8 protein-coding genes are annotated in these 11,420 nt (G+C 61.8%); 1 reads left to right on the top strand and 7 read right to left on the bottom strand.

Annotated elements, in window-relative coordinates; genetic code table 11:
* Positions 1 to 481 precede the first annotated feature (481 nt).
* From V6K60_RS07785 to V6K60_RS07770, 4 genes are all read right to left on the bottom strand, one after another.
* Positions 482 to 3,496 (bottom strand): PAS domain S-box protein, encoded by a 3,015-nt coding sequence (locus V6K60_RS07785; protein WP_332449954.1) that lies wholly within the window; start codon positions 3,494 to 3,496, stop codon positions 482 to 484.
* Positions 3,497 to 4,023: 527 nt separating this feature from the next.
* Entirely contained in the window at positions 4,024 to 4,500 is a 477-nt protein-coding gene (locus V6K60_RS07780; protein WP_332449953.1) for a YkgJ family cysteine cluster protein, read from the bottom strand.
* A 291-nt stretch (positions 4,501 to 4,791) separates the two neighbouring features.
* Positions 4,792 to 5,331, bottom strand: coding sequence for an LURP-one-related/scramblase family protein (locus V6K60_RS07775; RefSeq protein WP_332449952.1), 540 nt, complete (start codon positions 5,329 to 5,331; stop codon positions 4,792 to 4,794).
* A 315-nt stretch (positions 5,332 to 5,646) separates the two neighbouring features.
* Positions 5,647 to 6,522, bottom strand: coding sequence for a bile acid:sodium symporter family protein (locus tag V6K60_RS07770; RefSeq protein ID WP_332449951.1), 876 nt, complete (start codon positions 6,520 to 6,522; stop codon positions 5,647 to 5,649).
* Positions 6,523 to 6,769: 247 nt separating this feature from the next.
* Here V6K60_RS07770 and V6K60_RS07765 point away from each other — a divergent pair, with 247 nt between their 5' ends.
* The gene (locus tag V6K60_RS07765; protein ID WP_332449950.1) at positions 6,770 to 6,946 is read left to right on the top strand and encodes a hypothetical protein; all 177 of its coding nucleotides are present in this window, start codon (positions 6,770 to 6,772) and stop codon (positions 6,944 to 6,946) included.
* 63 nt (positions 6,947 to 7,009) lie between these two features.
* Here the strand turns inward: V6K60_RS07765 and V6K60_RS07760 are convergent, their stop codons facing one another.
* The 3 genes from V6K60_RS07760 to V6K60_RS07750 form a co-directional block, all read right to left on the bottom strand.
* Entirely contained in the window at positions 7,010 to 7,897 is an 888-nt protein-coding gene (locus tag V6K60_RS07760; RefSeq protein ID WP_332449949.1) for a bile acid:sodium symporter family protein, read from the bottom strand.
* Positions 7,898 to 7,945: 48 nt separating this feature from the next.
* A complete protein-coding gene (locus tag V6K60_RS07755) occupies positions 7,946 to 10,294 on the bottom strand; it encodes an arylsulfatase (RefSeq protein ID WP_332449948.1) in 2,349 nt (782 codons plus the stop codon).
* Between the two features lie 99 nt (positions 10,295 to 10,393).
* A partial coding sequence (locus V6K60_RS07750; RefSeq protein ID WP_332449947.1) for an anaerobic sulfatase maturase occupies positions 10,394 to 11,420 on the bottom strand: 1,027 nt, incomplete at its 5' end.

The raw sequence follows: 11,420 nt of genomic DNA, 5'->3' as shown, positions 1-11,420 counted from the left end.
ATCCGGAAGGTGCTCTCCGGGTACAGTCCTTCCTTCTTTCTGAAGAAGCAGTAGGGACAGTCGAGATTGCACCGTGCGCCGGTCGGTTTCGCCATGACGTGGAAGGCAGGGGGTGCCCGGTCGCTCAATCCGCCCATCAGTCATCCCATTCCTGCTGCACGGGTAGGAGGCGTTCAAGACCAGAGAGGGCCCTGTTCCCGGTGTAGTTGACCACGCCTCGCCGAAAGAGTCGATCACTCTCATACCCCGAACTGCCCGGTGCCGGATGATAACGGGGAATATATAATTACCCCCACACATTGCGGCGAACCGGGGTGCCGTCCAGAGGCACTCCCGCATCCTCCCGTCCGGGAGAAGACAGCGGCAGGACACATATTCGCCCGGCTGCTCAAATTGGGGAGTGGGTTCGGCGAGCGTCTCGCTTGCCCGCCCGGGCGTTCCCCTCTCGAGAACCCCTGACCCGGCTCCCCGCCCGCCGCCCTCACTCCGGCCCCACCCGGTACTGCCCCTTTGGGATCGTGATCTCAAACCACGCTCCCCGGCCTGCCTCACCGACCTCCCGGATCGTGATCCCGGTGATATCGAGGATCTCCCGCGAGAGAGAGAGCCCGAACCCCGTGTGCTTCCCGACCCCACGGCCGAAGATCTTCTCCTTCTCGCCTGGCGGAACACCGTCGCCGTCATCCTCGCAGACGACGACGCAGTCTCCGTCACGGACCTCTGAGGCGAACCGGACCGTTGTGACCTTCCCGCCGTGGCGCAGGGCGTTGTCGATCAGGTTGAAGAAGACCTTGCTGATGAGCGGATCGGCAAACACCTCCACCTCCCCGGGAATCTCATTAAAGAACGCGACCTGAGGCGAGCCGGCGCTCCTGCCTGCATCCTCCACGAGGGCCCGGAGGTCGTGCCAGGCAGGGCGGTTCACCCCGACCTCCTGGTACTCCCCGGTGAACTGGATCATGGACGAGATCCGGCCGCTTGCCGTGGCAACGCGGGACAGCCTCTCCGCAAACGAGGGATCGGTATCATTCTCCTGCAGGAGCCCGAGATACCCGTTCAGGATCTGGAGCTGGTTGCTGATATCGTGCCGGGTGATGCCCGAGAGAAGGTTGAGTTTCGTGTTCGCCTGGTGCAGTGCATCTTCCATGCGCTGCCGCTCGGTGACGTCCCGGAGCGATACCAGGATCGACGGGGCGCCGTTGAAGACGATGGTCTTCCCGAGACTCTCGATCCACCGGACCTCCTGGTTCATCGTGGTGATCCGGTAGCGTGCAATGTACCCGTCTGTTCCTCCTGCCACATTCTCAAAATCCCTGGCTAAATCTTCCTGCGATTCGGGGGCGATGAACTCGATCACGTTCCTCTTCCCGAACAGCCCGGCGAGATCCTCTACACCTACAAGCCGGCCAGCGGCATGGTTCGCGAAGAGGATGGTACCTTCAGGGTCAAGGATGAGGATGCCGTCGAGCGAATGCTCCACGAGAGTCCGGAACTTCTCCTCGCTCTCGGAGAGAGCCTTCTCGGCGGTCATCCGCCCGATCTCGGCCGCCGCTTTGGCGGCAACGATCTCCAGGATCTCGGGGGCGGACGGCGGCAGGGTGAGTGGCGTCCTGCTCAGGATACAGAGGATGCCCACGACCCTGCCTGTAGAATCCCGGAGCGGGGTTCCGGCATAGCCCTGGATCTTGAGGTCACGCAGGTCCAGGCTCCCGGGGAAGAGCCGGGCAGCGTTCTCCGGGTAGACACAGAACCCGACGCTGGCAGTATCTTCGCAGGGTGTCCCCTTCAGGATATAGGAGTAGTCCGGGACATTCTTGCCGTCAAGGAGCATCGAGAGCAGCTGGACACGCTCACCGTCCGGCGTGATCTCGCCGATCATGACGCAATCGGCCCCGAGCCAGGCGCTGATGCTCTCCGCCATCCGGTCGAGCGCTTCCCTGCCGGTCGTCCCCACCATCCCGGTTACGAGTGCGTTGAGCGCCGACGCCGCGGCCTTCTGTTCCGTGATGTCGCGGATGACCGAGAGCATCGTCGGCTTTCCCTTGAGCCCGAAGAGACTGACGCTGATCTCGATGACCTTCTCCCGGCCGTTCTTTGTCCGGAAGTCGATCTGGAAGACGGCCTGCTTCTTCTCCATCAACTCCTGCACAAGCGCCGGAGCGCGCCTCTTCGTCTCAGGGGTATCGAGATCGATGAGCCTCATCTCCCGCAGTTCTTCGCGGGTCATCTCGAGGATCCGGCAGGCGGCATCGTTCACGTCGATGAACCTCCCCGGCCCCCTCGGCGTGAGTTCGTTGACCAGAATCCCTTCGCTCGCGTTCTCCAGGATCAGGCGATAGCGCTCTTCGCTCTCGCGGACCGCCTCCTCCGCCTGCTTTTGTTCTGTTACATCCTCAATCGCCGAGAGGATGTGGGGCCTGCCGTTGATCAGGGCCATCTTCGAGAAGAACCGGCAGGTACTGACCGCCCCGTTCTTGCTGCGGCACAGCATCTTCATGCCCTCCACGGGGCGCCCCGCCTGGAGGGTCGTGACGAACCCGATATACCCGGCGTGATCCGCGAAGAGCCCTATCTCCTCTGTCCTCCTGCCGATCACCTCTTCCCGGCCATACCCGGTGGAGCGCAAAAACGCATCGCTGACGTCGATGAGCGTGCCGTCGATAGCCGAGGCAAGGGTGAGCATGATGGGGCTGCTCTTAAAGAGCGTGACGAACTTGTGCTCCGATTCACGCAACGCCTTCTCCGCCTCCAGGCGCTCGGTGACGTCCTTGAAGAGCCCCCGCGTATACCGGGCGGCTCCATCAACGATCTTGCAGTCCGCGATGCCCTGGACGTAGACCTTCCTTCCGTCCCGGGTCTTGAAGATCGCATCGATGATCCCCACGCTCTCGCCGGCCATCACCCGCTGGAACGTCTCGGTGCAGTAATCTGTGCTATCTTCATGGATGATATCGAATATCGTGAGGTTCGGGATCTCCTCCGCCGTATACCCGAGGGTATCCAGCCATCTCGTATTGACGAACCGGAAGTGCCCGTCAGGGGTGACGCTCTGGATCAGGTCGTTCGCGTTCTGGAGATCCAGGTAGCGCTGCTCCTGCTCAGCCAGAGTCGCCTTTGCCCGTCTTCCCGCCACCGCCTGCCGGACCATGTGCGCGAGCTCGGCGAACTGCGCCTTCGGGTTCCCGCCTTTCTGGACGTAGAAGTCGGCGCCGTTGTTGATGGCCTCGATCACGACCTCCTCGCGGCCCCGGCCGGTGAAGAGGATGAACGGGACGTCGCCGAACCCCTCCCGGACCGCCTTTAAAAACGCGATCCCGTTCATCCCGGGCATCTGGTAATCGGAGATGACGGCATCGTATGACCGGATCGCCGGGTCAGCCAGGGCTTCCCGTGCCGATCTCGAGGTTGCAACCTGGAACTCTCCCGTTCTCTCGAGGAAGATCCGGACCAACTCAAGGAAATCCGGCTCGTCATCAACGTAGAGGACCGATATCATACAGCAACCATTCTCTTCGTGCTCCTCTGACCGGCATGCAGGGCAGCATGTTCCCGGGAGAAAAATACGGCTGTACCCGTCCCCTGTCTTCTGCTGGTGGTCTCGATGCTAACTACTACCCCATTTTATTATATAAGCGTTTCAGTTTGACCGCGTGAATAATATTCCCCCATTCGAAAAAAGATGCGTTAATATTTCGAAAATCCCACGGAAGATCCCGGGAGTTTTTCCAGGAACCGGTGGTAGAAGGCAATTTTTTTGCGATCGCTCGATGACCGTCCCGGGGTCATGCGAGAGAGAGCTTCGGTCATGCGAACCCCTCTTTGCCAGGGCACAACGTGCTCACTCACCGCTGTTCAAAACGGTGCGATCGCAAAACCATCGTCCACCGTGCCCGGCGTCCGCTCCGGTAGAGGCATATACTGCCCGGAGAACCGGTCAGGAACCCGTAGCCGCCGGATAAAAAGAATACAGGAACACCCTGTCTCCGGGCTGAGAAACCCGGGATACCTGCCGTCAGAGCGATCTCACCGGAGTATTCCATTAATCCCGGACCGTAACTGGTAGAGGAGCCCGGATTCACGCTGGACGATGATATCCGCCCTGTCCCCGGCAATTTTTCTCCAGAACTCCGTGGCAAGCGCACGTGCTTCGGTCTCCGGCATCAACACACCTGCCGCGTCAACTTTCGGGCAGAGTGAGCTGGTCTTCAAGAGAATCTTCAGCGGGCCTTTTCCTTTATCGACCCGTACCATCATGTACGGGAATAACCGGCAATCGATCGGCCGGTTCAGGTAAATAGCGCACCCGCCATGATCCCAGTTCGGGCAGGCTGCACCATCTCGTGGCGTTACGCGGTAAAACCCGCCAGACTGTTGCACGAGAAGGTTCTCCTCATGACGCCTAAACCGTGTTTCATACTCATCCTTCGTCAGCATGAGGCCGTCCAACCGCGTACAACAGTGCTGATTCGTGCCACAGGTCTCACATAGGTTCTCCATCATCTTCCCCCCTATAAACATCCTGACACCGGGTTACGGCATCGATCGGTAATATACGTATGCCGTGCTCAACCCCTCACGTTGCACCGGCGGCCGGTACCTGACGCTATCGCGAGGAGAATAGAATCTTCAGGTGACAGGCGGCGGGTAGACAGAACCGGGGCGGATCTCCTTCTCAGGACCGGGCTGTCCCGGTCATACCACCCCGGCGGGCTGCTCCCCCGAGCGGCAGGCAGGCCGGGTCTACCGGTTCCCGCCCTGCTCTCCCGACCGACCCGCCGATCGTCCGCCGCCCTAATCGTGCGCCATCTGGTCGACCGCCGCCGTCACGGCGAGGACGAGCGCGTCGTCGTGCCCCGGCGCCACCTCCACGCCGTAGGTGTCCCGGACCCGGAACCACTTCTTCGAGACCTCGGCGACCCGTTCCCGCCGCCCGGCCTCGATCCGGTACTCGTGGTCGAGGATGTTCCCCTGCACCTCCCAGTCCTCCTCTCCGGGGACGCTCACCGTCCACCGGTCCCGGAGCGGCGCAATCAGCGCCTTCTTGATCGTCGCCGCCGTGCCGCCTTCGCCCTTCTCGATCTCCATCGTATCCTTGATCCGGAGCATCCGCTCCTGGATCGTGTAGAGGTCCTTCCCCTCCTTGCTCTGGATGATCAACGTATTCCGCACGCGGAGCGCTTTTCCGTCCACCTTGAACGCCCGCTCTCCCGCCGCATCCTCGATCCAGTAGTCGTCTCCGATGGAGACGAGTTTCTCGCGCATCTTATAGCGGTGTGCGCCGCCGCCCTCTTCGCGACCCCGAAGGCCGCCTTCCGCTCTCCTTCGCATCATGGATATCACTCCCTGGCTGCCGTCGCCCCCACCCGTATCCCTGCTGTCTTCCCCCAGTGGAGATTGCCCGACCCGGGGGACCGGACGGTAAGAGTCGCCGGGGCAGGCGGCTGCCTCCGCCAATCATATTGCTCGTATATTACATTTGCCATGAAATGCAGGCCTGCGGTTCCGCGTGCCGGGATGGCAGATGCTGCCAGAACGGGCAAGAATCGTTCGATTATCGGAAGGCTACCACATCTCCAGGGATATCGCCGGCCGGGACCGGTCCCACTATGCCCGGGGAAGGATAGCCTGCGGGAGAGGATATGGACCTCAGGAGGACGTCGATGCCGTCTCCGCCCGCTTGCCCATCTCCTCGCCGATGAACATCAACAGCGTGAGACCGACCATTGCTACAACGAGGATCATGATCATCACGTCCGGGTCGGTGAAGTTAAGGGCGGCGATCGCCAGCGCCGCCGAGAGGTTGCGCTGTGCCGTCCCGACGCCGAGCACCCGCTTTGTACCGCCGCCCGGGCCGCCGAGGACGTAACCGATGGCAAACGAAATTGTCACAAAGATGATCGTCACAAGGATCGCGGAGGTGCCGATAGCCCCAACAAGGTCGGTGAAGTAGACCACGAAGAATGCCACACCGAGCGCAAGCAGTGACAGGTTGGCTGCCTGGTTCATCAGGGGCAGGAGCCCTGCGGCAACCTCCCCATACCGTGCCCTGACGAAGAGGGCGATTGCAAGCGGTATGAGCATCAGCAGGATGAGCGACCGGGCGATCGCCCAGGGATCGATCGCAACGCCGGGAAGCAGCAGCGGCAGGACGATCGGCACGTAGGCGATGGTCGCCACCATCAGAAGCACCATCAGCCCCACGGCAAAGGCGATATCTCCCTTCGCCGCCTGCGCGAGTTTCGGCAGGAACGGTGCTCCTGCGGCGGCCCCGAGGATGAACAGGCCGATGGAGAGCCCTTCGGAGAGCGGGAAGACGAGCAGGAGAACGAGCGCGAGCAGCGGCACCAGGACGAAGTTCGCCACCAGGGAGAGGATGACCAGCCGCAGGTTCCTCAACGGTTCGACGATCTCGCGCAGGGTCAGGGAGAATCCCATGGCAAGCATGCTCGAGAGCACGAAGACCACCGTCGCAAGGACGCCGATCGTCTCGAGGAAGACCGTGAGCGATACGGTTTCTACCATACAGTTACCCCATTCCGAGCGGAGGCGGTTCCGAACCACAGTGTGGAGCAAAATATAAAAATGTAGTTATAGTGCTGTATGACCCGGATATTTACCTTTTCCGGGCAGTTCCTCCCCATTCGGGTTGCCCATGCCCTCCGGCACTCCCGCCCCGACGAACCCGTCGATCACCTGTCGCACCCTTATTCTCCCGTTGCGGCCGAATCGTGCGCCATCCGGTCGCTCGCCGCAGGAATGGCAAGGACAGGTGCGTCGTCGCGCCCCGGCTCTCGTCGGCCCGGACAGCGGGTCGCCGGTGTCGCCGGAGTACTCCGCGCCCTTCACCTTTACGGGCGGGACCATCGATCGGGTGGTGATCGATCTCAGCGGTGAGCATTATGTCGACCATGAGAAGGAAGTGACTGCCTGGATCATGCGGGATTGATCCGGGCCCCATCGCGGCAACGGGTCTACCGGCTCCCGACCGACCCATCGATCGTCCGCCGCCCTAATCGTGTATCATCTGGTCGAACGCTGCCGCCACCCCCAGTTTACCCATCTCCGCGGCAAGGAATATCAACAGTATGAGGCCGATCACTCCTACGACGATGATCATGATCATCACATCCGGATCGGTGAAGTTGAAGGTGCCAACCGCCAGCGCCGCCGCGATGTTGCGCTTTGCTGTCCCGAGGGCAAGCGTCCGTTTCGTACCGCGGCCGGGCCCGCCGAGAACGTAGCCGATGACCAGCGATAGTATCACGAAGGTGACCGCCGCGAGGATTGCGGTGGTGCCGAAGATCCCTGCGAGATCGGAGAAGTAGACGATGACGAGTGCAACAATCAGCGTGAGCAGCGCCAGATTGGACGCCTGGTTCATCAGGGGCAGGAGGCCTTCTGCAATCTCCTCATATCGCGCTCGGATGAGGAGGGCGATCACGAGCGGTACGAGCAGCAGCAGGATGAGCGATTGGGCGATCTCCCGGCTATCGATCGCGATCCCGGGAAGAAGCAGCGGCAGGACGAGCGGCAAGTAGGCGATGGTCACCACCATCAGGAGCACCATCAGTCCCACGGCAAAGGCGACATCCGCCTTCGCTATCTGCGCGAGTTTCGGCAGAAACGCGGCTCCTGCGGCGGACCCGAGGAGGATCAACCCGATGGAGAGCCCTTCGGAGAGCGGGAAGATGAGCAGGATACCGAGTGTAAGCAGCGGTACCAGGACGAAGTTCGCCGCCAGGGAGAGGATGACCAGCCGTAGGTTCCTCAGCGGTTCGACGATCTCGCGCAGGGTCAGAGAGAATCCCATGGCAAACATGCTTGAGACCATGAAGATCACGGTCGCAAGGACGCCGATCGTCTCGAGGAAGACCGTGAGCGATACGGTTTCTACCATCTCATCGCTCCATCCCTTCGCGCCATCTCACAAAGACACCCCGGCCCATTACTCCCGCGCCATCATCGCGGCCGCTTCTTTCTCGATGTAGGCGTATGGCTCCCCGGTGACGTCCACCATGACCTTGTGGATCGTTCCGGTGAACGCCCACGGCCGCTCGCCGGGATAGTCGTCGGTCACGATATCGCCCGGGTTCTCTCCGATGGAAAACCCGCTGCCGCCGATACTAAAGAACGAGGGCTGGGTTTTGATCCGCCCTTCGCCCACTTTCTGGTCGTTGATGAAGATCGCGAGGGTTCCGTGTGCGGTCCCCTTCGGCTCCTCGCTCTCCTTGGTGAACAGAGCGGTGAGCGTGGCCCTGCCGGAGGGAATCTCGGTATCCGAGGTGACCATCTGCTCGGTACCGACAAAGTTGTAGACGTACCGGGGCCGATTATCCTTGACGTAGAGGGCGTGGCCCCCGAACCTGCTCCCGAGGGCAAAGAGAACTCCCTGTGCACCGCCGTCCGGTATCTCGACGTCGGCGGTGATGGTGTAGGACCGGTTGCGGATATTCACCGCCACGCCTTCCGGGACCGGAGCGGTCTCCGGATAGTAGACGAAGAAGTCGCGTTGTGGCGCGGGCTGGGGCCGGGGTGAGGTCAGGACTTCCGGAGCAGTCCGATCTTCGAGCGGCAGCCCCCGGTACTTCCCGGCCTCGTGCCACCAGAGCGCGATCATCTCATGGAGTTTGCGCGGGTGCTGGTCGGCCAGATTGCGCGTCTCCGAGCGATCTTCCTCGACATGGTAGAGTTCCCAGGTGTCTTCGGCGAAGTGGCCCCATCCGGCCATCGCCGGATGCGTGGTGACCGCCTTCCAGCCGTCGTGCCAGATGCCGCGGGAACCAAGCATGGAGTAGAACTGGGTATGCCGCTCTGTGGGCACGTCGCCCTTCTCGAAGGAATAACGCATGCTGATCCCCTCGATAGGCCACTGGGTGTAGCCCTTCACGGTATCCGGCGCCGGGATGCCGATGCATTCCAGGATGGTCGGTAGAATGTCGCTCGCATGGTGGTACTGGTGGCGTCTCTCTCCCTTTGCCTGAATTCCCCGCGGCCAGTGGACGATGCAGGGGTCGGCAATGCCGCCGGCGTAACAGTAGCGCTTCCACATCTTGAACGGGGTGTTGAATGCCATCGCCCAGCCCGAGCAGTAATGGCTGTAGGTCTTTTCGTTCCCGAGTTCGTCGAGCATCTGCAGGCTTTCTTCGAGAGAGGCCGAGATGCCGTTGAAGAACGTGTTCTCGTTGACCGTGCCGTTCGGCCCGCCCTCGGCGCTGGCACCGTTGTCGGAGACGAGCACGATCAGGGTGTTCTCGAGTTCGCCGCTCTCTTCCAGGAAGTCGATGAGCCTCCCGATCTGGGCGTCGGTGTGGGAGAGGAATCCGGCGTAGACCTCCGCCATCCGGGCGAAAAGCCTCTTTTCGTCCTCATTCAGCGAGTCCCACGGTCTGACGGTGTCCATCTCCGGGTATCGCACTCCGTCGGGACTCGTCCTTGTCTCCGGTGTGCCGATAGGATTGACCGGCGGCAGTTCGGTATCCTCCGGGACGATCCCCATCTGCTTCTGCCGTGCAAGCACCATCTCGCGGTAGCGCTCGTAGCCCATATCGAACCGGCCCCTATACCGGTCGACCCACTCCTTCGGAACCTGAAGCGGGGCGTGGGTGGCGCCGGGGCAGTAGTGCATGAAGAAGGGTTTTGTCGGGTTGATCTGCCTGGCGTCCCGGATGAACTCGATCGCCCGATCGGTCAGGTCTTCTGTCAGGTGGTAGCCATCTTCGGGCATCGCCGGTTGTTCGACCGGGTGGTTATCGTAGACCAGAGCGGGGTAGTACTGGCTCGTCTCGCCGCCCATGAAACCGTAGTAACGCTCGAATCCCCGGCCAAGCGGCCAGTTTCGTTTGTTTCCTGCGAGGTGCATCTCTTCCTGCGGGCAGAGGTGCCATTTGCCGAGCATGTAGGTGTTGTAGCCCTGCTCGACCAGCACCTCTGCGAGGGTGGCGCACTCGAACGGGATGTGGCCGTTCGAGTTCGGAAACCCGGTGGTCGCATCTACGACGCAGGCCATCCCGACGGTGGTAGGGTTCCTGCCGGTCAGCAGGCAGGCACGGGTCGGGGAGCAGAGCGCTGCCGTGTGCCACTGCGTATATAAAAGGCCGTTTGCCGCCAGGCGGTCGATGTTCGGCGTCTCTATCAGCCCGCCGTAACAGGACATGGCCGAGAACCCGGCATCGTCGAGGACGATCGTCAGGACGTTCGGGGCGCCTTCGGGCGCCTCTGGTTCTTCATACGGCGCCCAATCCGGAACCGAATCCCGGATATCGACATTGATGACACCTCTCCATTCTTCAGGCATACGTTCTCCCCCCATCGGAATCGGTGAGCTTGGTCCAGCGGGGTATCTCACCCATTATATAATTGATCACGAATGTTCCGGCGGCGACCTGCAACTACGTTAACGGCTCATGCGCTCGCAGCATCTCTTATACTTCAAACCGCTTCCGCAGGGGCAGGGCTCGTTTCGGCCCACCTTTGCCGCCGTCCTGCCGGTTCTCTTCCCCTCCGCCGCGAGCACCGGCATCACCTCGTCGGCGGACCTCCCCTGCCGGAGCAGGTCGGCCATCATCCGCATCGGGCGGTCGGCGTGGGAGAAGAACGCTTTATACCCTTTGCAGAGGTAGTTCAGTCCCGTATCGCCGCCCGGCGCCTCGATGAACCGGTTCTTCGGGCATTCACCGTTGCAGACGGCGAGGAACCCGCATTCCCGGCAGTGCCGGGGGAGCGTGTCGCGCTTGGCCGTCCCGAACCTCCGCTGCTTATCGGAGTTCACGAGCTCGACCAGCGGCGTCGTGAGGATGTTGCCGAGGTAGTGGTCCGGTTCGACGAAGTGGTCGCAGGAGTAGAGGTCGCCGTTGTGCTCAAGCGCCACGCCAAGGCCGCAGGTGGGGGCAAAGACGCAGACCGTCCCTGCCATCCCGAGCCAGCCAGCAAGCGCTCCGTCGAAGTCCAGGACAAACATCCGGCCCACGTCTCTTCTGATCCACGCATCGAAGATCGCGATCAGGAACCGGCCCCACTGCTCCGGCCGGACGGATCGCTCGCTGACCGTGTCCCCTTCCTGAAATCCGGTCTCGTTCTCCCGCTCGACGATGGGGATGAACTGGATGTACGGTGCGGAGAGCTCGTCGCGGAAGAACCGGTAGACCTCGAGGGGATGATCGGCGTTCGTGCTGGTGACCGCACAGAGGATATTGAAGTCGACCCGGTGCTTCTGGAGCAGGCGGGCGGCTTTGAGGACCCGGTCGAAGGTGCCGCGATCCTGCCGGTCTCTCCGGCAGGCGTCATGGAGGCCTCCGGGACCGTCCAGGGAGAGGCCGACGAGGAAGTTGTTGTCGTGGAAGAACCGGCACCACTCGTCATCGAGGAGGATGCCGTTTGTCTGGAAGGTGTTCTCGATACGGGTTCCGGGCTTTGCATACTTC

Source organism: Methanoculleus sp. (assembly GCF_036677455.1).
Taxonomy (GTDB): Archaea; Halobacteriota; Methanomicrobia; order Methanomicrobiales; family Methanoculleaceae; genus Methanoculleus.
This window is presented reverse-complemented; position numbering and strand designations above follow the sequence as displayed.